At 42.2% G+C, this 22,922-nt stretch carries 17 protein-coding genes and 1 tRNA gene; 15 read left to right on the forward strand and 3 right to left on the reverse strand.

All coding sequences use genetic code 11. The features are described 5' to 3' along the window. Positions 1–205: 205 nt before the first annotated feature. From tuf to rplL, 8 genes are all read left to right on the forward strand, one after another. Entirely contained in the window at positions 206–1,381 is a 1,176-nt protein-coding gene (gene tuf / locus H3299_RS03860; RefSeq protein WP_182419000.1) for an elongation factor Tu, read from the forward strand. Positions 1,382–1,461: 80 nt separating this feature from the next. Continuing rightward, positions 1,462–1,537, forward strand: a tRNA-Trp gene (locus tag H3299_RS03865). Between the two features lie 654 nt (positions 1,538–2,191). Continuing rightward, the gene (gene secE / locus H3299_RS03870) at positions 2,192–2,416 is read left to right on the forward strand and encodes a preprotein translocase subunit SecE (RefSeq protein WP_182419001.1); all 225 of its coding nucleotides are present in this window, start codon (positions 2,192–2,194) and stop codon (positions 2,414–2,416) included. A 12-nt stretch (positions 2,417–2,428) separates the two neighbouring features. Further along, positions 2,429–2,965: a transcription termination/antitermination protein NusG gene (gene nusG / locus H3299_RS03875; protein WP_182419002.1), complete on the forward strand. Its 537-nt coding sequence runs from the start codon at positions 2,429–2,431 to the stop codon at positions 2,963–2,965. 201 nt (positions 2,966–3,166) lie between these two features. Continuing rightward, positions 3,167–3,598: a 50S ribosomal protein L11 gene (rplK, locus tag H3299_RS03880; RefSeq protein WP_182419003.1), complete on the forward strand. Its 432-nt coding sequence runs from the start codon at positions 3,167–3,169 to the stop codon at positions 3,596–3,598. 1 nt (position 3,599) lies between these two features. Further along, a complete protein-coding gene (gene rplA, locus H3299_RS03885) occupies positions 3,600–4,301 on the forward strand; it encodes a 50S ribosomal protein L1 (RefSeq protein ID WP_182419004.1) in 702 nt (233 codons plus the stop codon). Positions 4,302–4,872: 571 nt separating this feature from the next. Then, positions 4,873–5,391: a 50S ribosomal protein L10 gene (gene rplJ, locus H3299_RS03890; RefSeq protein ID WP_182419630.1), complete on the forward strand. Its 519-nt coding sequence runs from the start codon at positions 4,873–4,875 to the stop codon at positions 5,389–5,391. A gap of 53 nt (positions 5,392–5,444) precedes the next feature. Next, on the forward strand, positions 5,445–5,816 hold the full coding sequence (gene rplL, locus H3299_RS03895; protein ID WP_182419005.1) for a 50S ribosomal protein L7/L12: 372 nt from the start codon (positions 5,445–5,447) through the stop codon (positions 5,814–5,816). Positions 5,817–5,906: 90 nt separating this feature from the next. Here the strand turns inward: rplL and H3299_RS03900 are convergent, their stop codons facing one another. Beyond that, positions 5,907–6,116, reverse strand: coding sequence for a hypothetical protein (locus H3299_RS03900; protein WP_182419006.1), 210 nt, complete (start codon positions 6,114–6,116; stop codon positions 5,907–5,909). Here H3299_RS03900 and rpoB point away from each other — a divergent pair. The 3 genes from rpoB (at position 6,098) to H3299_RS03915 (ending at position 14,968) form a co-directional block, all read left to right on the forward strand. Beyond that, a complete protein-coding gene (gene rpoB / locus H3299_RS03905; protein ID WP_182419007.1) occupies positions 6,098–10,237 on the forward strand; it encodes a DNA-directed RNA polymerase subunit beta in 4,140 nt (1,379 codons plus the stop codon). The genes H3299_RS03900 and rpoB overlap by 19 nt on opposite strands. 191 nt (positions 10,238–10,428) lie before the next feature. Continuing rightward, positions 10,429–14,637 (forward strand): DNA-directed RNA polymerase subunit beta', encoded by a 4,209-nt coding sequence (rpoC, locus tag H3299_RS03910; protein ID WP_182419008.1) that lies wholly within the window; start codon positions 10,429–10,431, stop codon positions 14,635–14,637. Positions 14,638–14,656: 19 nt separating this feature from the next. Beyond that, entirely contained in the window at positions 14,657–14,968 is a 312-nt protein-coding gene (locus H3299_RS03915; RefSeq protein WP_182419009.1) for a hypothetical protein, read from the forward strand. A 589-nt stretch (positions 14,969–15,557) separates the two neighbouring features. Here the strand turns inward: H3299_RS03915 and H3299_RS03920 are convergent. Both H3299_RS03920 and H3299_RS03925 read right to left on the reverse strand, forming a co-directional pair. After that, positions 15,558–16,262, reverse strand: a complete 705-nt coding sequence (locus H3299_RS03920) for a cyclic nucleotide-binding domain-containing protein (RefSeq protein WP_246708136.1) — start codon at positions 16,260–16,262, stop codon at positions 15,558–15,560. Between the two features lie 242 nt (positions 16,263–16,504). Then, entirely contained in the window at positions 16,505–17,005 is a 501-nt protein-coding gene (locus H3299_RS03925; protein WP_182419010.1) for a DedA family protein, read from the reverse strand. A gap of 639 nt (positions 17,006–17,644) precedes the next feature. On the opposite strand from H3299_RS03925, the gene H3299_RS03930 reads away from it, so the two are divergent. The 4 genes from H3299_RS03930 to H3299_RS15770 all read left to right on the forward strand — a co-directional run bounded on the left by H3299_RS03930 (position 17,645) and on the right by H3299_RS15770 (position 22,846). Continuing rightward, entirely contained in the window at positions 17,645–19,945 is a 2,301-nt protein-coding gene (locus H3299_RS03930; RefSeq protein ID WP_182419011.1) for an ATP-binding protein, read from the forward strand. A gap of 189 nt (positions 19,946–20,134) precedes the next feature. Then, the gene (locus tag H3299_RS03935; RefSeq protein WP_182419012.1) at positions 20,135–20,599 is read left to right on the forward strand and encodes a hypothetical protein; all 465 of its coding nucleotides are present in this window, start codon (positions 20,135–20,137) and stop codon (positions 20,597–20,599) included. Between the two features lie 251 nt (positions 20,600–20,850). After that, positions 20,851–22,410, forward strand: a complete 1,560-nt coding sequence (guaA, locus tag H3299_RS03940; protein ID WP_182419013.1) for a glutamine-hydrolyzing GMP synthase — start codon at positions 20,851–20,853, stop codon at positions 22,408–22,410. A gap of 97 nt (positions 22,411–22,507) precedes the next feature. After that, on the forward strand, positions 22,508–22,846 hold the full coding sequence (locus H3299_RS15770; protein WP_182419014.1) for a YrdB family protein: 339 nt from the start codon (positions 22,508–22,510) through the stop codon (positions 22,844–22,846). Positions 22,847–22,922: the final 76 nt, after the last annotated feature.

Below are 22,922 nucleotides of genomic sequence, written 5' to 3' on the forward strand. Positions count from 1 at the left end.
TGTCAATTGAAAATTAATATGTATATAGGTTGGCATTATTGGTGGACTTACGTGCTTTGGCAGGATAAATCCATCATAGTTCAATCGCTTTTACCCTTTAGGTTAAGCTATTGAATAATCAGATGGCCGAACTTATATCATGGTTTGGTAGTGTTTGAAAGTTCACCCACTAGTGGGTGCTAACGAGATTGAGAGATCAACGGCGATGGCTAAGAGCAAATTTGAACGTAATAAGCCGCATGTTAATATCGGCACAATTGGTCACGTTGACCATGGTAAAACCAGTTTGACAGCTGCGATCACCAAGTATTTTGGTGAGTTTCGCGCTTATGACCAGATTGATGCTGCACCTGAAGAAAAGGCACGCGGTATCACCATTTCAACTGCACACGTAGAGTATGAGACAGAAAACCGTCACTATGCTCACGTTGACTGCCCAGGCCACGCTGACTATGTTAAGAACATGATCACCGGTGCGGCTCAGATGGATGGTGCTATTCTTGTTGTTTCTGCAGCAGATGGTCCAATGCCACAGACCCGCGAGCACATTCTTCTTGCTCGTCAGGTTGGTGTTCCTGCAATCGTGGTTTTCCTTAATAAGGTTGATCAGGTTGATGATGAAGAGCTTCTTGAGCTCGTTGAATTGGAAGTTCGTGAGCTTCTTTCAAAATATGATTTCCCAGGCGATGAAATTCCTATCGTTAAGGGTTCAGCTCTTGCAGCGCTTGAAGACAGCAATAAGACCATTGGTGAAGACGCAATCCGTCTTCTCATGAGCGAAGTTGATGCTTATATTCCAACTCCAGAGCGTCCAATCGATCAGCCTTTCTTGATGCCAATTGAAGACGTGTTCTCAATTTCAGGTCGTGGTACTGTTGTAACTGGCCGTGTTGAGCGTGGTATTGTTAAGGTTGGTGAAGAAGTTGAAATCATTGGTATTCGTCCAACTTCAAAAACCACTGTTACTGGCGTTGAAATGTTCCGCAAGCTTCTTGATCAAGGTTTGGCTGGCGATAACATTGGTGCGTTGCTTCGCGGTGTTGATCGTGAAGGTATCGAGCGTGGTCAGATCTTGGCAAAGCCAGGTTCAGTAACACCTCATACAAAATTCCAAGCTGAGGCTTACATCTTGACGAAGGAAGAAGGCGGTCGCCATACTCCATTCTTCACAAATTATCGTCCTCAGTTCTATTTCCGTACAACAGACGTGACAGGTATTGTTACGCTTCCTGAAGGTACAGAAATGGTTATGCCTGGTGATAATATTTCTGTGAATGTAGCTTTGATCGTTCCAATCGCAATGGAAGAGAAGCTCCGCTTCGCTATTCGTGAAGGTGGTCGTACCGTTGGTGCGGGCGTTGTAGCGAAAATCATTGAATAGTTAAAAAAACATTTGCTATGTGGAGAGAATCAAGTTATTGACCTCCACACAGTTTACAGGTTGGATCATTTAGTGATCATAGGGGTATAGCTCAGTTGGTAGAGCGACGGTCTCCAAAACCGTAGGCCGCGGGTTCGAACCCTGCTGCCCCTGCCAGATAAGCCCAGACATTTTGTCTGGGCTTTTTTTTAAACTAATTTTTAGTTTCTTCTTTGAGGTCAATCTCTAAGGTGTTGCTGATAGTTTTTCCAGTTAGATATTTATTAATGGTCTGCATGTCTAAATTCCAGTTTGGCTATAATTGCTGTATCAAAAACGTAAAATAGGTTTGGGGCTTTTCGTTACTGTTTACTTTAGTTAGCGATAGCAGTTTCTAACGCTTATAGTTTAGGCTTGTTGCTTTTGAGTTTGGTTGGTTTAATGATAGGTGGAACTAGATTTATTGTCTTCACTATGTTTTGGAGCCGTAACAATCTTTCAATGGCGCCGACATTAAATGACTTGATTTATCTAGTATTGAAGATTAATGGCAATAAAATTTATAATTTGCGCTAATAAAATGGTGTCTGCTTTGTGCGGTCTGCATGGAGAAAAATTAATACAATTGTGCTTAGTTTCGATGAATTACGTTTTTTTCTTGCAATTTCTGAAGTTTTAATTATTATATCGCCAATGTTCGGGCGCGTAAGGCTGTTTGGCTTTTCGCGTCTTAAATCTATATAGCAGATATTTTTTGAATGTGCTGTTAGGTTTACCGATTCGTATTTAATTTGGTTTTTTCTAAGTCTCTTTTATTGAGTAGGGCTATAAATGGCATCTAAGACAAACCCTATCACTTTTTTTAAGCAAGTTCGGGCTGAAATTGCTAAAGTGACCTGGCCAAGTCGTCGTGAGACAGTTATTTCTACCGTCATGGTTTTGGTGATGGTTGTTGTGGCTTCACTGTTCTTTTTGTTGGCTGATTTTCTAATGTCAAATGGTGTAAGTCTAGGTGTGCGCTTCATTAGTGATTTGATTAAGTCTTTTATGGGTTGATGGTGAGGTTCTATGGCTGTTGCAGCGCGTTGGTATATTGTTCAGGCTTATTCAAATTTTGAGAAGAAAGTCGCCGAAGCAATTCAAAAAGAGGCGGAGCTTAAAGGCTTAACGCATCTTGTGGAGAATATTACTGTTCCCGCAGAAAAGATTGTTGAAATTCGTCGTGGGCGCAAAGTTGAGTCAGAACGCAAATTTTTTCCTGGTTATGTTCTTATTCGTGCGCATTTGACTGATGATCTTTTTCATTTGATTAAAAATACGCCTCGGGTAACTGGGTTTTTAGGGTCGGATTCACGGCCTGTTCCGATTTCAGATCGTGAAGCTGATCAAATTTTGACGCAGGTTCAAGAACGAGTTGAAAAGCCAAAGTCAGCCTTGCGCTTTGAAGTGGGTGAGCAGGTTCGCGTTTCTGATGGTCCTTTCGCTTCATTTAATGGTATTGTTCAAGAAGTTGAGGAAGAGCGTTCACGCTTAAAGGTTGAAGTGTCGATTTTTGGTCGTGCAACCCCTGTCGAGCTTGAATATGATCAGGTTGAAAAGCTTTAAGTTTTAGTAAGGCTATTGAAGAATCGCTCGAAAGGGTGGTAAAGCGCGTGAGCGTTTTAATTTAAACGCAATTTTGCGTTTTGGGCGGAAGAAAGAAAATGCTTTAGCCGGCATTTTGTTTTGTACCGCCAACTGCGTGCCGAATGATTTCGGTTTTGGTTCCGTTAGATACGGATAATTTTATATAAAGGCAGATGTAGTATGGCTAAAAAAGTAGCAGGCCAGCTCAAGTTGCAGGTGCCAGCAGGTTCGGCGAATCCTTCGCCGCCAATCGGTCCAGCTCTTGGTCAGCGTGGTATTAATATTATGGAATTCTGTAAGGCGTTTAACGCGTCCACACAGGATATGGAAAAGGGTTCACCTATTCCTGTTTTGATTACTTATTATCAAGATAAGTCTTTCACATTCGTATTGAAGACTCCTCCAGTTAGCTATTTCATCAAGAAAGAAGCTAATTTGAAGTCTGGTTCAAAAGAGCCAGGTAAGATTTCTGCAGGTACGATTAGTCGCGATAAGGTTCGTGTTATTGCTGAGGCCAAAATGAAAGACCTCAATGCAAATGATATCGAAGCAGCGATGCGTATGGTTGAAGGTTCCGCCCGTTCAATGGGTATTGAAGTGGTGGGTTCATAAGATGGCCAAGATTTCAAAAAGAATGAAAAAAATCCGTGAGGGTTTAAATACAGATAAGCTTTTTGCGCTTAACGAAGCTATTGCTCTTGTTCGCGAACGTGCTGTTGCTAAATTCGACGAAACAATTGAAGTTTCGATGAATCTTGGTGTTGATCCTCGCCATGCTGACCAAATGGTTCGCGGTGTGGTTAACTTGCCAAATGGTACTGGCCGTACAGTTCGCGTTGCTGTATTTGCTCGTGGCGATAAGGCTGAAGAAGCAAAAGCTGCTGGTGCAGATATTGTTGGTGCAGAAGATCTTTATGAAGCAATTAATGCTGGTAATATTGATTTTGACCGTTGTATCGCAACTCCTGACATGATGCCACTCGTTGGCCGTCTTGGTAAGGTGCTTGGACCACGTGGTATGATGCCAAATCCAAAAGTTGGTACGGTTACTCCAGATGTCGCTGGTGCAGTTAAAGCATCAAAGGGCGGCGCTGTTGAATTCCGTGTTGAAAAAGCTGGTATTGTTCATGCTGGTATTGGTAAAGCATCTTTTGGTGATCAAAAAATCGCTGAAAACATTCTTGCTTTTGCTGATGCGGTTATTAAAGCAAAGCCTGCAGGTTCTAAGGGTGAATATGTGAAGCGTGTTGCTGTTTCATCAACCATGGGCGTTGGTGTAAAGGTAGATCCAGCTTCGGTTCGTCCAGCTCAATAATATTTACGTTATTTTAATAAATGCGCTCGGGGACTTAATTGTTTCCGGGTGCTTTTTTTATAGAATTTTTTTACTTTGCAAAATCCCAAGCTTGAAATTTTCTTGGTGTGACATAAGTCATTTTATAAGTATGTCTTTTTTAACTAAAGGCGTTATATAGTTTGCATAGGGTGTCGATATTGGTTCATTGTAATTATTTTAATGAATTTATAACCTTATGCTTGCAATTTAGTTGTGAAAGTTATACATGCGAAATGTTGATCGCCTGATTTTTAGAATCAGGAGGTCTTTTTTGCTAGATGCAAAATACCGGAAATATTCCGGAACATCCTGTCCGAGATTGCGGGTGGTGTAAGATTTTTCTTATATCTTAATCTGTGAAGCCTGCATGAGACTGGGTTAGTAGAGCTTTTTAATGGATTTTTCTAATTGGAAAGTTTGAACCAGAGTTGCCTTTGATTGTGTATGCATGAAGAAGGGGACAGGATCCTCGATAGTCACGTGATTATCATGTGGCAAAGGCAACCCGATGGATTTGCAAAGGTGCAAGTCCGTTAATTGGAGAGAGACAGTGGAAAAAGCGGAAAAACGCGAATTTGTCACATGGCTCAATGGGACCTTTAATGAGTCCGGTTCTGTCGTTGTGGCCCACTATTCCGGTCTCACTGTTGCGCAGATTAATGATCTTCGTACGAAGATGCGCGCAGCAGGTGGTTCCGTTAAAGTCGCGAAAAACCGCCTTGCCAAAATCGCTCTTCAGGGCACTGAATCAGAAGCTATTGCTAGTTTGTTCACCGGACAAACTGTTATTGCTTATGCTGCTGATCCAATTACAGCACCAAAAGTTGCTGTAGATTTTGCTAAAACGAATGCCAAATTGGTTATTCTTGGTGGTGCAATGGGTGCGACTGCCCTCGATGCTGATGGTGTGAAGTCTTTGGCTTCCTTGCCTTCACTCGACGAGCTTCGTGGCAAGTTGGTTGGTATGATTTCAACCCCAGCTACACGTATCGCATTGGTCACTCAGGCGCCTGCAGGTCAACTTGCTCGCGTTGTTGGTGCATATGCTCGGAAGAACGAGGCGGCTTAAGGCCGTTTCTCGCTGTCAATAGTTCAAATCTTTTAATTAGTTAGGAATATAATATGGCTGATCTCGCAAAGATCGTTGAAGAACTTTCAGCATTGACTGTTATGGAAGCTGCTGAGCTTTCAAAGATGCTTGAAGAAAAGTGGGGCGTTTCTGCTGCTGCTCCTGTAGCTGTAGCTGCTGCTGCTGGTCCTGCAGCTGCTGCTGAAGAAGAAAAGACAGAATTCGACGTAATTCTTGTTGATGGTGGCGCACAGAAAATTAACGTTATTAAAGAAGTTCGCGGTCTTACCGGTCTTGGTCTTAAAGAAGCGAAAGACCTCGTTGACGGTGCTCCTAAGCCTGTTAAAGAAGGTGTTTCTAAAGACGAAGCTGAAAAAGTTAAAGCTACTCTTGAAGCAGCTGGCGCTAAGGTTGAGCTTAAGTAATATATTTATTCCGGCGGGGAAACTCGCCGGTTTAATTTAAGTTGGAACGAACCCTTTTCCTGACAGTTCGGTGGCTGTCAGGAAACGGGTTTAACCCGTTAAAGGATCCAAATCAATTGGGCGGTAGTATTGCTTAAATTTGGATTTATATTCTGGGCATATTTTACCGGTTGAATGGGTGAAAATGCCGATCGGTATAGCACTATAATCTTGGTGATGTGGTGCAATGGAAGCAGCTCCAAAGGTGTGGCCGCCAATGGAGCAAAGATCGAGGAGCGACGATGGCTCAGACCCTATCATTCAACGGTCGTAAGCGCGTACGCAAATTTTTTGGTAGAATCCCAGAAGTAGCTGAGATGCCGAACCTTATTGAGGTTCAAAAGTCATCATATGATCAGTTCCTTATGGTTGATGAGCCAAAAGGTGGGCGTCCGGATGAAGGCTTGCAGGCGGTATTCAAATCAGTATTTCCAATGACGGATTTTGCGGGCGCTTCAATGCTCGAATTCGTTCGTTATGAATTTGAAGCCCCCAAGTTCGATGTTGAAGAATGTCGTCAACGTGATTTGACTTACGCTGCGCCACTTAAAGTGACGTTGCGTTTAATCGTGTTTGATATTGATGAAGATACTGGCTCTAAATCCATTAAGGATATTAAAGAGCAAGATGTATATATGGGCGATATGCCGCTTATGACTGATAACGGTACATTTATCGTTAATGGTACAGAACGCGTTATTGTATCGCAAATGCACCGTTCCCCCGGTGTGTTTTTTGACCATGATAAAGGTAAATCCCATTCATCTGGCAAATTATTATTTGCCGCGCGTGTGATTCCTTATCGTGGTTCATGGCTCGATATTGAATTTGATGCCAAAGATGTGATTTACACTCGTATAGATCGTCGTCGTAAATTGCCAGTCACTAGCTTGCTAATGGCTTTGGGTATGGATGGGCAGGAAATCCTTTCTACCTATTATAATACGATACATTATGTTCGTGATGGCGAAGAATGGCGTATTCCGTTTTCGGTTGATCGCTTTAAAGGTGTCAAGCTTGTTGCAGATTTGATTGATGCTGATACCGGTGAAGTTGTTGCTGAAGCTGGTCGTAAGCTAACAACACGTGCTGCGAAGCAATTGGTTGAAAATGGCCTTAAAGCCGTTAAAGCTACCAATGACGATCTTTTAGGTTCCTATCTTGCGGAAGATATAGTTAATTATTCCACTGGTGAGATCTTCCTTGAAGCCGGCGATGAACTGGACGAAAAATCGTTAAAGATTCTTCTCGATACCGGTGAAGACGAAATTAATATTCTTGATATTGATCACGTTAATGTTGGTGCCTATATTCGCAATACTTTGGCTGCAGATAAAAATGAAAGCCGTCAAGAAGCATTGTTCGATATTTATCGTGTGATGCGTCCTGGTGAGCCGCCAACATTAGATACTGCCGAAGCAATGTTTGAATCGTTGTTCTTTGATGCAGAGCGTTATGATTTATCAGCTGTTGGTCGCGTCAAGATGAATATGCGTCTTGAGCTTGACTGCCCCGATACTATTCGCGTTTTGCGTAAAGAAGATATTGTTGCAGTATTGAAGATGTTGGTCGAATTACGCGATGGTCGCGGTGAGATTGATGATATCGACAATCTTGGCAATAGACGTGTGCGCTCCGTCGGCGAGTTGATGGAAAATCAATATCGCGTCGGCTTGCTCCGTATGGAGCGGGCTATTAAAGAGCGTATGTCTTCGGTTGAAATCGATACGGTTATGCCGCAAGATTTGATCAATGCGAAGCCAGCTGCCGCTGCAGTACGTGAATTCTTTGGTTCTTCTCAGCTTTCACAGTTTATGGATCAGACCAATCCTTTGTCTGAAATTACCCATAAGCGTCGTATGTCAGCATTGGGGCCTGGTGGTTTAACACGTGAGCGTGCTGGCTTTGAAGTGCGCGACGTGCATCCAACCCATTATGGTCGTATTTGCCCGATTGAAACACCTGAAGGTCCAAATATTGGTCTTATCAATTCGCTTGCAACTTTTGCCCGCGTTAATAAATATGGCTTTATTGAAAGCCCATATCGTAAAATTATCGACGGTAAGGTAACAAGTGATGTTATCTATCTTTCAGCAATGGAAGAGTCTAAGCATTATATTGCTCAGGCTAATTCGCTTTTGGATGGTGAAGGTCGCTTTACCGAAGAATTTGTTGTTTGTCGTCACGCTAACGAAGTTCTCATGGCTCCTAAAGACCATGTTGATTTGATGGACGTTTCGCCAAAGCAGCTTGTTTCTGTTGCTGCGGCGCTTATTCCATTCTTGGAAAACGACGATGCGAACCGAGCTTTGATGGGGTCCAACATGCAACGTCAGGCCGTGCCTTTGGTACGTTCTGAAGCACCTTTTGTTGGTACTGGTATGGAAGCCGTGGTTGCCCGTGATTCTGGTGCGGCTATTGTTGCAAAACGTACAGGTATTGTTGACCAAGTAGATGCTACTCGTGTGGTTATCCGCGCGATGGAAGACTTGGATCCAACCAAATCTGGCGTTGATATTTATCGCTTGCAAAAGTTCCAGCGTTCCAACCAATCGACCTGCATCAATCAGCGTCCATTGGTAACCGTTGGTGATCGCATTGAAAAAGGCGATATCATTGCCGATGGTCCATCGACTGATCTTGGTGACTTGGCTCTTGGTCGTAACGTGCTGGTCGCGTTTATGCCTTGGAATGGCTATAATTACGAAGATTCGATTTTGTTGTCAGAGCGTATTGTTGCCGATGACGTCTTTACTTCAATCCATATTGAAGAATTCGAAGTCGCTGCTCGTGATACCAAGCTTGGACCTGAAGAAATTACTCGCGATATTCCAAATGTTTCGGAAGAAGCGCTTAAGAATCTCGATGAAGCCGGTATTGTTTATATCGGTGCCGAAGTTCAGCCAGGTGATATTCTTGTTGGTAAGATTACGCCTAAGGGTGAAAGTCCGATGACACCAGAAGAAAAATTGCTTCGTGCGATTTTTGGTGAAAAAGCTTCAGACGTTCGTGATACTTCAATGCGTATGTCGCCAGGGACTTTTGGTACTGTTGTGGAAGTGCGCGTTTTCAATCGCCATGGCGTTGAAAAAGATGAACGTGCAATGGCGATTGAACGGGAAGAAATTGAAAGTCTAGCAAAAGACCGTGATGACGAACAATCGATTCTTGATCGTAGCGTTTATGCGCGTCTTATCGATCTATTAACCGGTCGTGTAGCAATTGCAGGTCCTAAGAGCTTCAAAAAGGGTACCACCCTTGATGCTAACATCATGAATGAGTATCCGCGTTCGCAATGGTGGCAATTTGCTGTTGAAGATGAAAAACTTCAAAGCGAACTTGAAGCGATGCGCACCCAATATGACGAATCTAAAAAGCGTCTTGAACAGCGCTTTATGGATAAGGTTGAGAAGGTACAGCGCGGCGATGAAATGCTGCCCGGTGTCATGAAAATGGTTAAGGTTTTTGTGGCTGTTAAGCGCAAAATCCAACCAGGTGATAAGATGGCTGGTCGTCACGGTAATAAGGGTGTGGTATCACGCATTCTTCCCGTTGAAGATATGCCATTCTTGGAAGATGGTACTCACGTAGATATCGTGCTTAACCCACTTGGCGTGCCAAGTCGTATGAATGTTGGACAGATTCTAGAAACCCACCTTGGTTGGGCTTGTGCCGGTATGGGCAAGCAGATTGGTGAAATGCTAGAACTCTATAAGCAATCAGGCGATGTAACGCCATTGCGTCATCGTATTGAGGCAATCATTCCGGATAATGACCGTAATGAGCCAGTGCGTCATTATGATGAAGACAGCGTTGTGCGTCTTGCAGATCAAATGAAGCATGGTGTCTGCATTGCAACACCGGTCTTTGATGGTGCTCATGAGCCAGACATCAATGATGCGCTTGAGCAAGCAGGTCTTTCGACCTCTGGTCAGGTTACGCTTTATGATGGTCGTACGGGTGAATCTTTTGATCGTCAGGTAACAGTTGGCTATATTTATATGCTTAAACTGCACCATTTGGTTGATGATAAGATCCATGCTCGTTCTATCGGACCTTACTCGCTTGTTACCCAGCAACCGCTTGGTGGTAAAGCTCAGTTTGGTGGTCAGCGTTTCGGTGAAATGGAGGTCTGGGCTTTGGAAGCTTATGGTGCCGCCTATACCTTGCAGGAAATGCTCACCGTTAAGTCCGATGACGTTGCTGGTCGTACCAAGGTTTATGAAGCGATTGTCCGTGGTGATGATACGTTTGAAGCCGGTATTCCTGAAAGCTTTAACGTGCTTGTCAAGGAAATGCGTTCACTTGGCCTTGATGTAGAGCTTGATAATACCAGTGAGTTGATTGCTGCGCAAAATGCTCTGCCGGATGCGGCCGAATAAAATGCCGAAAATGAAGATCATGCCAGATTTCTGGCGTGATCTTTGCCTGTCTTATCTAGCTGTTGCAGCTTAAAACGGGCAAAGCAGGATTTTTCTGATCTAAATTATTCCTGTTTAAAACCGATTTTTATTGAGATGACGGATCGCTCATCACAGCAGACTCGATTTTGAAGAGTCTTAAGGAGAACGGCATGAACCAAGAGGTCATGAATCTTTTCAATCCTCAGACGACAGCTCAGACATTCGATTCTATTCGAATTTCGATTGCTAGTCCTGAGAAGATTCTGTCCTGGTCTTATGGCGAGATCAAGAAGCCAGAGACCATTAATTACCGTACGTTTAAACCAGAACGTGACGGTCTTTTCTGCGCCCGTATTTTTGGCCCGATCAAGGACTATGAATGTCTTTGCGGCAAATATAAGCGTATGAAATATAAGGGCATTATTTGTGAAAAATGCGGCGTTGAAGTAACACTTTCACGTGTTCGTCGCGAACGTATGGGCCATATTGAGCTTGCAGCACCTGTAGCTCATATTTGGTTCTTAAAGTCACTGCCAAGTCGTATTGGTACTTTGCTTGATATGCCATTAAAGGATATTGAGCGCGTACTTTATTTTGAAAACTACATCGTAACCGAAACCGGTCTTACTTCATTGAAGCAACATCAATTGCTTTCTGAAGAAGAATATATGATGGCAGTTGATGAATTTGGTGAAGACCAATTTACAGCTTTAATTGGTGCGGAAGCTATCTATGAGCTTTTGGCTTCAATGGAGCTTGAAAAAATTGCTGGTGATTTACGGGCTGAGTTTGCCGAAACAACTTCTGAGTTAAAACAAAAGAAATTGTTGAAGCGCTCGAAAATCGTTGAAAACTTCCTTGAATCTGGTAATCGTCCTGAATGGATGATTATGAAAATCGTACCGGTTATTCCACCTGATTTGCGCCCATTGGTGCCACTTGATGGTGGTCGTTTTGCGACTTCAGATTTGAATGATCTTTATCGCCGCGTTATCAATCGTAACAATCGCTTAAAGCGTTTGATCGAATTGCGCGCGCCTGGTATCATTATTCGCAATGAAAAGCGTATGCTTCAAGAAGCGGTTGATGCCTTGTTTGATAATGGTCGTCGTGGCCGCGTTATCACCGGTGCTAATAAGCGTCCGTTAAAATCACTTTCTGATATGCTTAAGGGTAAGCAAGGTCGTTTCCGTCAAAACTTGCTCGGTAAACGCGTTGACTATTCAGGTCGTTCAGTTATCGTGACCGGTCCAGAACTTAAATTGCATCAATGTGGCTTGCCTAAAAAAATGGCGCTTGAACTGTTCAAGCCATTTATTTATGCGCGTCTTGATGCCAAGGGCTACTCCTCTACTGTGAAACAGGCCAAGAAATTGGTTGAAAAAGAACGTCCAGAAGTTTGGGACATTCTTGACGAAGTTATTCGTGAGCATCCAGTGTTGCTTAACCGCGCGCCAACCCTTCACCGTCTTGGTATTCAAGCATTCGAACCAGTTTTGATTGAAGGTAAGGCTATCCATCTTCATCCGCTTGTTTGTACAGCATTTAATGCTGACTTTGACGGCGATCAGATGGCTGTTCACGTACCATTATCGCTTGAAGCTCAGCTTGAAGCTCGCGTCTTGATGATGTCGACCAATAATATCTTGCACCCTGCAAATGGTGCGCCAATTATTGTGCCATCACAGGATATGATTCTTGGTCTTTATTATCTATCGATTAAAGCCGAGCGTGAGCCAGGTGAAGGCATGATTTTTGCTGACCAAGGTGAGTTAAGTCATGCTTTGGAAACCAAAGCTGTAACGCTACACACCAAGATCAAGGGGCGCTACAAGAATCTTGATGAAAATGGCAATTGGGTGTCAAAAGTTTATGATACGACACCAGGTCGTCTTATTGTTGGTGAATTGCTGCCTAAGAATCCAAATGTCCAATTTGATATTGTCAACCAAGAATTGACCAAGAAAAATATCTCAAAGATGATTGACCATGTTTATCGTCATTGTGGACAGAAGGAAACAGTGATTTTCTGTGACCGTATCATGCAGCTTGGTTTTGCTCATGCTTGTCGCGCCGGTATTTCGTTTGGTAAGGATGACATGGTCATTCCTGATAGCAAGGCTCGCCTTGTTGCTGAAACGGAAGCATTGGCAAAAGAATATGAGCAACAATATAATGACGGTTTGATTACTCAAGGCGAAAAATACAACAAAGTTGTTGACGCTTGGGGTAAATGTACCGACCGTGTTGCCGAAGAAATGATGAAGCGCATTCAAGCTGTTGAGTTTGATCCAGAAACGGGTCGTCAAAAACAGATGAATTCGATTTATATGATGTCGCATTCAGGTGCTCGTGGTTCTGCAAACCAGATGAAGCAGCTTGGTGGTATGCGCGGTCTTATGGCTAAGCCTTCTGGTGAAATTATCGAAACTCCGATTATTTCAAACTTTAAAGAAGGCCTAACCGTGAATGAGTACTTCAACTCAACTCACGGTGCACGTAAAGGTCTTGCTGATACGGCGCTTAAAACCGCTAACTCTGGTTACTTGACACGTCGTCTTGTGGATGTTGCACAAGATGCAATCATTTCGCAAGTGGATTGCGGCACGGTTAAGGGCCTTACCATGCAGCCAATCGTCGATGCGGGTCAGATCGTTGCATCGATTGGTCAGCGCGTGCTTGGTCGTACAGCCTTACTTGACATTCTTCATCCAATTTCGGGTGAAATCATTGTTGAAGCTGGTCGCATGATTGAAGAGGCTGACGTTGCAAAGATTGAAGAAGCTGGTATTCAAACGGTTCAGATTCGTTCGGCTCTTACCTGTGAAACACGTTATGGTGTTTGCGCTAAGTGTTACGGTCGCGATCTTGCACGTGGTACGCCAGTTAACCAAGGTGAAGCTGTCGGCGTTATCGCTGCGCAGTCGATTGGTGAGCCGGGTACTCAGCTAACCATGCGTACCTTCCACTTGGGTGGTACAGCGCAGGTTGTGGATTCTTCTTATCTTGAAGCTTCTTACGAAGGCCATGTTGAGTTGCGTAACCGCAACGTTGTTCGTAACTCTGAAGGTAATTTAGTCGTTATGGGCCGTAATATGGCAATCCTTATTAAGGATGCAACAGGTAAAGAACGCGCTTCACATCGTGTGTCTTACGGTTCTCATCTGTTTGTCGATGATGGTGATGTGGTAAAACGCGGTCAACGTTTGGCCGAGTGGGATCCATATACCCGCCCAATCTTAACTGAAGTTGAAGGTTATATTGCTTTTGAAGACATGATCGATGGTCTTTCTGTGACAGAAACCGCCGATGAGTCTACAGGTATCACCAAGCGTCAGGTTATTGATTGGCGTGCAAATCCACGCGGTGCAGAGTTGAAGCCTGCTATTATCCTTACCGATAAGAAAGGCAAAATTGCAAAGCTTGCTCGTGGTGGTGAAGCTCGTTACATGGTGTCTATGGCAACTATTTTATCAGTTGAACCTGGTGCCCACGTACAAGCAGGTGATGTTATTGCCCGTCTGCCAATGGAAAGCACCAAGACTAAGGATATTACCGGTGGTCTTCCACGCGTTGCTGAATTGTTTGAAGCACGTCGTCCAAAGGACCATGCGGTTATCGCTGAAATCAGTGGTACTATCCGTTTTGCACGCGACTACAAGAACAAACGCCGTATCCTTATTGAGCCAGATGATAATACAGAAGAGCCAGCAGAATATTTGATCCCTAAAGGCAAGCCTTTCCACTTCCAGGATGGTGATCAGATTGAAAAAGGCGATTATGTACTTGATGGTAATCCAGCACCGCATGATATCCTTGCTATTAAGGGTGTTGAGGCTTTGGCTTCGTATCTCGTTAATGAGGTTCAGGAAGTTTATCGCTTACAAGGCGTGTTGATCAATGATAAGCATATTGAAGTTATTGTGCGTCAAATGTTGCAGAAGGTTGAAATTACTCAATCTGGTGAATCTGGCTACATCGTTGGTGATCATATTGACCGTATCGAACTTGAAGAAGTTAATGAACGCTTGATCGAAGAAGGTAAAGCACCTGCACTTGGTAATCCAGTACTTCTTGGTATTACTAAGGCGTCCTTGCAAACACCTTCGTTTATCTCGGCTGCTTCCTTCCAGGAAACAACCCGTGTTCTTACTGAGGCTTCAGTTGCAGGTAAGATTGATACATTGCAAGGATTGAAGGAAAACATCATTGTTGGCCGCCTTATTCCTGCAGGTACTGGTGGTAGCATGGCACAAATCCGCCGCATTGCTACAACTCGTGATGATCTTATCGTTGACGAGCGTCGTAAATCAACTGGCGCGGAAACAGCAAGTGCAATGCTTACAGATATGACTGAAAACGCATCTGCTGCGGAATAAGTTTTATTGATTTAAAAAAATGAAGCCCGCTTTTGTTCAGCAAAAGCGGGCTTTTGTTTTATTAGGGTGTTTTTTTATGTATGCGGAATTATTGGTTGATATTGGTATTTTGATAAGTGAATTACAGAAAAATAGCCGCTTTGAAACAGTTCAATATTTTCAAAGTCAATACGACAAGATCAGTCTTCAGGACGAGCGGGCTGTTGCAGCTGTAAAGGAATTAACGTCGATAGCAGCATTGACGCAATATGGCAATTTTTCCTTTCAGGAGGAAGCTTTGCTAACGTCGGTAATAGAGCGCGCTATTGTCATAAAGCATTTAATCCGGTGAAAATCCTAATATATCGTTTGCTTCAAGCAGGTGGGCTCAATGATGATCAGGTATAGCTTGTCAATAGTTGTAAGTTTTTCTTTTATGTGTCGTTAAAAGGAAAATTTGTTAAGTTTAGTAGTGCGGCGGCTACGCAATTTTGCCTGTGCAACTTTCAGTTTACGAAAATGCTGATCGCTGCAAAATTTTCTTCAAAAAATTGCGAACAACTTAACCTTATTTAGGAGAGAATATTAGTTAGTTGTAATCTTGGGATACGGATTTATCTTCATCAATTGCATTTGATCTGCGGTAAAAAGACGTGAGTAGTGTTGTGATCGTAGTTAGAGATATGAACTTGAGCAAAACTATTTAAGTTATTGAATGTTTGACTATTTCAAGCTTTATAAGTGTGCTCATAAAACGACTGTAAATCCAATTTTATCAAAATTTAAAAAATTAACTTACGAAGATGATGCTTCAAATATATGTGCTTTGGCCTTTAAGTAAGCGCTATTTTGCAGTAAACAAAATTTTATAAAGCAAGCACCACGTGGTAAGGCATAAAGAAATAGAGAAATAATGTTTTAGCTCTATTCTTTCACTACTATTATTGCGGCTCAATTTTATCAATTAGCGGGTCGGGTCGGGCGAAAAGTTCAAGCTTATGCATGTCAACAAAGACAACGCGAGAGCCATCAACTTTAATACCATGTTTGGCGAGCTGTGAAAATGAGCGGGAAAGGTTTTCGGCTGTCATGCCAAGGTAGCGTGCAATTAACCTCTTTTCACATGGTAAATCAATGAAATGGGTCTGATTTTGCTGTTTGGCAAATTTAATAAGAAAATTGGCCAACCGTTCAGATGATGAACGTAATTTTTGGTTTTTGAGTTCTTTAACTGTGTGACGATAACGTTTTGCCAATTCGCGGACAACGGCACGCATGAAGGTTATATCTTCTTCAATTGCTTGGCGAACTTGTTCTGCTGGTATCATTAGCACAGTTGCGTTGCTTAAAGTCCGCGCTGATTGCAAGCATACATCGTCATTTAAAACTGCCGCTAGAATGAAAAGGCCTACTGGCTCAACAATATCAAGGATGGTTTGCTTTTCCTCTGTATAGGAAAACATCTCAATATTGCCTTCAATTAAAATATATAGAAAATCTGCTCGTTGGTTTTGATGGATTAAAACAACGCCTTCTGGAAAATTTTGTAAAAAGCCCCCATTGATCAATGATTGAAAGGTTTCTTCTTTCACATTGGCAAATAATTCTAATTGCCGGACGGCTGCAATATCCTCGGGCCTCATCATTCATCCTTTTACATTGTAATTTATGTGATAATTACAATATTGGTTTACCTAGAGCGCATATTCTTTTTTATGTTTACAATATCACAATCATATTTAAAAGTGTTTTTGTTCTATGGTGGTAAACAAAAATATACTTTCACTTATTTATTGTGGTGGCATTTTAAAATAAATTTTAAATATTTATATAGTATTTTATTATAATATTTTATTATAAGTTTGAAGAATTTTTTAATTTTATTGTTTTATGAGAAAAAAACTTTCACGATATATGGACCTGCTCCCCAAACAAGTGTCCAAGCTGCAGATCCGATAATATTAGCAATAAGAAACTTATGGAATGCCATACCGCCTGATCCTGCAATGATGCCATTCAATTGTCGTGCAATTACAATAAATCTTGCGGTTGCAACAAAGAAAAAACCTTTTTGGTTCAGTTGGTTTTCAAATTTATCTAGCCGTTCGGGTGTTAGTTTAATCAAATAGCCGTAGCGCAGCAAAAGCTTTTTACCACCAAAATGACCGATTGCATATCCGGTACAATCGCCAAGGACACTTCCCAGAAAACAGGCTACTAATAAGCCAGGTAAGCTTAGCTTGCCAGCGGCGGCGAGCAATGATCCAACCACTAATCCGCTTTCGCCAGGTAAAGGTAACCCCAAGGATTCAAAATACAGAATAAAGAAATAGGCGAATATTCCATAGTGTTGAATATAGGCTTCTAGCCAAATTTCAATTGCGTGCATTGTTTACTCTATCAAGTCGTCATTGGTTTATTGGCAAAATTGATGGGTATTAGTTAACTCAACAATCTCATGGTATTTTAAGCGCGTCTATTTAGTGAAAAAGTGGTTGCGCGCCTTAATTTTTCGGTTTTATTACATGGTCGATAAGTAGAGGTTGATTTTGGTTTTTGCCTTATTGCTCCAAAATGCCTTTACACTATTGATAACTATATTGATTGGTATTTTATCATATTAAAAATAAATGCAGCATTTGTTCAATATTCTTTTTTAATAGAACGCTAACATGGATTTTGAAATGCACTTATTTGTGAGTTTTAGTTATTGAAACCTTTAAAAATGTTTGCAGCGCTATATTTTTTATTTTGTTGTCTTTGCTTCCTTAATTTTAGATGTGTTTGCAAAACATATTTTCAAATATCCGTTAGGACCAATTATCGCATTTGATATTTTTGAAAAGAAAAAACTATTATCGCTTAAGTGACTGTTTATTAATGGTATTTATACGTTGTGAATAAAAGTTAAGCTAAAGTTAAGAAAATGCTGGACATAGCGAATCAGTTTTGATTCATTGCAGCTATTCAAGTGCTGTATATGCGAATCAGTTGCAGTGATTTCTAATCTTTGGAAGAGGGGCCGCCTATGGCAAGAATGGACGCGTTGGACGCGGCCAAAGGAGCATTTGCTGACAAAAAAAAGCCGGTAAAGCAACGGTTGGATATGTCTGCGCATGTAAACCTTATTTCAGGTCCAGCTTATAAAAGAATGTTGAGGATTGAGCCTTGGATGCGGCGCTCTATTCCTTTGCTTATAGCTTTTTTCCTTATTATTTTGGCACTGGTTCGCGGTCTTTCTCTTTATGAGTGGCGTGTGGGTATTGAAAGCAGTTCGCGTGCAGCGTTGACGCTTTCAACCGGTCATATAGCTTCAGCAATTGATCGTGTTGCGGCAGTTAATGACGGGTCGAAAGGTAGATTGTCTAATGCAGCCCTGCAGGATATTTTGTTGCGCTTTCGCAGTGCAAGTTTAGTAAATCCTGCCGCCGTTATTGCTATTGTCGATGCCAATGGTGTTGTTGTTGCAGCCTCTGGTTTTGAACCGCTGATTGGAAAGCTGCTTTCTGATCAGGTAAGTGACACACCTGCTTTATTTGTTATGGGGGCAGGTGCAGGTATTATGAACGTTTTGATTAATAATGATCCTGCCTATGCGGCTATGAGCGAGACCGCTGGTTACCGTATCTTTGTTGCATTGTCTCAGCAGAAAATGCTCGCTGATTGGCGTAAAACCTTATCGCTCAATATTACGCTTTTTGCGGGTACTGTTGGGGTAATGTTGGCCATTCTTTATGCCTATTTCAGTCAAGCAACAAGAGCGCGCGATGCTGATGCTATCGCCGATCGCATACAGCAGCGTATTGATACGGCTATGGTGCGTGGTCGTTGCGGCTTATGGGACTGGGATATGGCCCGTGGTCGTATCTATTGGTCGCGTTCTATGTATGAGATGTTGGGCTATCGTCCTTATGATGCGTTGCTTTCAGTATCTGAGGTTGCCGCTGTCGTAGATCCGAAAGATTTTGATCTTTATGATGTTGCGCGCCGTGCGATGAACGGTGAAGTTGATCATATTGATATTAATGTGCCGATGCGTCATAGCGATGGCCATAATGTTTGGATGCGTATTCGCGCTGAGGTTGCAGGTAGTGATGAGCCGCATCTTGTTGGTATTTCTTTTGATGTTAGCGAACAGCATCAATTTGCAGAACAAACCGCTAAAGCTGACCGCCGTATTCGCGATGCTATTGAAAATATTTCAGAAGCATTTGTGCTCTGGGATGCTGATGGACGTCTTGTTATGTCAAATAGCAAGTATAGAGAACATGCAGCCCTATCAGCCAATCTATTGGTGCCTGGCGCTTCTCGTACCTATGTTGAGGCACAAGCGCGTGCTCCGCTTCTTGAAACCGTGCTTGAGGGGGACGAGGAAGGTAATACTACTTATGAGCGTAAACTTCTTGATGGAAAATGGCTAAAAGTGAATGAGCGGCGCACTGAGGATGGTGGTTTTGTTTCGGTGGGTACGGACATTTCTGCCCTTAAAGAGGCTGCGCAAAAAGCGATAGATGTGCAAAAACGTTTGTATAATTTTGTGACTGAGTTGCGTACATCGCGCACGGCACAAAAACAAAAGACTGAGCAGGTTTCACTTCTCAATGAACAGTTGAAGGAAGAAAAAGACCGTGCTGAAAGTGCAAACCGCGCCAAATCTGAATTTTTGGCTAATATGTCTCATGAATTGCGTACGCCACTTAATGCAATCATCGGTTTTTCACAGATGATGAGCGCAGGAACTTTTGGACCGCTTGGCAATGAGCGCTATAATGAATATATGGAAGATATTACTAAATCGGGTACGCATTTATTGACATTGATTAATGATATTCTTGATATGTCAAAAATCGAAGCTGGTCGTTTTTCCATTGATCGTGAACAGCTCGATGCTGCAACCGTAATGAGCGATACTTTGCGTATTATGGCAATTACCGCACAAGAAAAACATGTGGCACTGGCAGCCAAAGTTGCTCAAACCATGCCCATGTATGCCGATAGTCGCGCTTTGAAGCAAATTTTCTTAAATCTAGTATCAAATGCGGTAAAGTTTACGCCAGCTGGTGGTCATGTATCCGTTCATAGTTCCATTAAAAACAAAATGTTGTTTGTAACGATAGCTGATAGTGGCGTGGGTATTCCAAAGACGGCTTTAAACAAATTAGGGCAGCCATTTGAGCAGGTGGAAAATCAATTTACCAAAACCCATACCGGCTCTGGTCTTGGCCTTGCTATTTCGCGTTCATTGATTGAGTTGCATGGGGGTACATTGCGTATTTTCTCACGGGAGGGTAAGGGGACCATTGTCAGCTTACGCATGCCGGTGAAGTAAACTTCTTTTTATTGGTCTTTATTAAAGCTATTCTAATTGGTTGTGTGTTGAGTGTGTATAGGTGCTAACAGGCCTATCAAATGCGCCGCCCACTTGCATAAATTGGAGAAAAGCCAATAGACAATGTTTGATAATGATAGACAGCATCAATAATATCGCTTATGATTTTAATATTATGTGGGTGGTGCTATGAAGAAAAAACTATTTCTATCATTTTTCGGTTTGACAGCTTTATTGGCTTCTTGTGGGACAATGTCTCATACGGCATTATTTAAGCCAGGTGCAACGCTTGCACAAAAGCAAGGCGACCTTGATCGCTGTAAGATAGCATCATTCAAGCAAGTACCTGCAGAGTTAAGCACAACTGTCAATGGTGGGTTTTATGACCCAGGTTATGTGAGTTGTGTTGGCACTGGCGGCGGCGGTGCTTTTTGTCGTAGGGTTGGGGGTGTTTATATTCCACCAACCTATTCAACAGTCGATCGCAATGAAAATTTGCGTTGGCGTTATGTACAAGGCTGTTTGAAGCAAAAAGGCTATGATGTTATTACCAATTTGCGTCCATGTGCAAATGATGCACAAAAGAGGCAGGCCTTAGCTGCCAAAAGCATCAGTGATCTTGTTTGCAATCCTGATTCTAGTCTTGATTATTAAGTGATTGAATTAGCGTTATGTAAGGATTTTTAAATAAGCTTAGCTACTTGATCAAAGTTTGCATTTGGTCTGTTAGCATAGTTTTATTTACCCTTTATCAAAGCTATTTTGATGCCTTTGGGGTAATAAAAGTTCTTGTGCTGCGTTTGAGCAAGGTTAAACAATCGTCTTGATGTGGATTTCTACAAATGTGGTAGGATATTGCGATTAAGACAATTGCATTTTTTGCCGAAATTCATTATCTGCTATGCATGAGCACAAAACATCCTGACAGTATCCTTATTATCGATTTTGGCAGCCAAGTAACGCAGCTTATTGCAAGACGTGTGCGTGAAGCTGGCGTTTATTCTGAAGTCGTTCCTTTTCAATCGGCAGTCGAAGGCTTTCATCGCATAAAGCCAAAAGCCGTTATCCTATCGGGTAGCCCGCATTCTACCACAGATATTGGTAGCCCGCGTGCACCACAAGAAATATTTGAAGCTGGTATTCCAGTTCTTGGCATTTGCTATGGTGAGCAAACCATGTGCGAGCAATTGGGTGGCAAGGTCGAAGCTGGCCATGAACGCGAATTTGGTCGGGCTTTTTTGCAAGTTGACCAAGATAGCCCATTATTTGACGGCGTTTGGGAAAAAGGCTCGCGCCATCAAGTATGGATGAGCCATGGCGATCGTGTGGTTGCGTTGCCAGAAGGCTTTAAAGTAATTGGAACATCGCAAGGCGCACCTTTTGCCGCCATTGCTGATGAAAAGCGTCATTTTTATGCCGTACAATTTCATCCAGAAGTTGTCCATACACCTGATGGCCATTTGCTAATCCAAAATTTCGTTCATAAAATTGCCGGTCTTAAAGGCGATTGGACAATGGCCGCCTATCGTGAGCAAGCCATTGCGGCAATTCGCCAACAAGTTGGTGGCGCAAAAGTTATTTGTGGCCTATCCGGCGGTGTTGATTCTTCTGTTGCTGCCGTTCTTATTCATGAAGCAATTGGCGATCAGCTTACTTGTATTTTTGTCGATCACGGCTTGTTGCGCAAAAATGAAGCCGCGGAAGTTGTTTCAATGTTTCGTGAGACCTATAATATTCCGCTTGTGCATGTTGACGCATCGGATATGTTTATTGATGCCCTTGAAGGGATGAGCGATCCAGAAGAAAAGCGCAAAACCATTGGTCGCTTGTTTATTGAAGTATTTGAAGCGGAAGCCAAAAAAATCGGCGGTGCAGAATTTTTGGCGCAAGGCACACTCTACCCAGATGTTATTGAAAGCGTTTCCTTTACGGGAGGTCCTTCGGTTACCATTAAAAGCCATCACAATGTAGGCGGCTTGCCTGAGCGCATGAATATGAAATTGCTTGAACCTTTGCGTGAATTGTTCAAGGATGAAGTGCGAGCGCTTGGTCGCGAGCTTGGTTTGCCTGCTAACTTTATCGGGCGCCATCCTTTCCCTGGTCCTGGTCTTGCTATTCGGTGTCCAGGTGGCATTACCCGTGAAAAACTTAATATTTTGCGTGAAGCCGATGCAATCTATCTTGATGAAATTCGCAAGGCTGGCCTTTATGATGTGATTTGGCAAGCTTTTGCTGTATTGCTTCCTGTGCAAACCGTTGGTGTTATGGGTGATGGTCGCACTTATGAATTTGTTTGTGCTTTGCGTGCCGTAACTTCGGTTGATGGTATGACAGCTGATTTCTATCATTATGATATGGATTTTCTAGGCCGAGCTGCAACTCGCATTATCAATGAAGTGCGCGGCATTAATCGCGTTGTCTATGATGTGACATCAAAACCACCTGGTACGATTGAGTGGGAATAATTGCATCCACACATGTGAAGACTGCAACTAAAGAGAGAGGATTAAGCGCTGCTATTAAAAATAGCGGCGCTTTTTTATTCATTTGAAAGTTAATATTTTGAATTTTGTTAAACTTATTAATGATAGTCTAAGATTTTTATTAGAATTTTTAATAATCGCGTCTCTATGCTATTGCGGCTTTAGTCGATTTGATCAAGCCATTTTTAAATTTGGTATTGGTTTGATTTTGCCAATAATGATTATTGTTTTTTGGGCAACTTATATAGCGCCAAAAGCGCCTAACCGCTTGGCCTTTTTACCGCGATTTATGGCCGAAATGGTAGTTTTCTTAACTTGTTTAACTCTCATTTATCTCAGTGGTTTAGAATTTTATGCGATATCGCTTGCTATTGTTGTGGTGATAAATTCTATTATTATTAGTTTATTTAGTATTTAAATTTTAGCAAATATAATTAAGTTGAAATTTATATAATTATAAATTATTTTTTATATTTATTATTAAAATATAAATC

Origin of the sequence: Bartonella sp. HY038, from assembly GCF_014117425.1 — a bacterium.
Lineage (GTDB): Bacteria > Pseudomonadota > Alphaproteobacteria > Rhizobiales > Rhizobiaceae > HY038.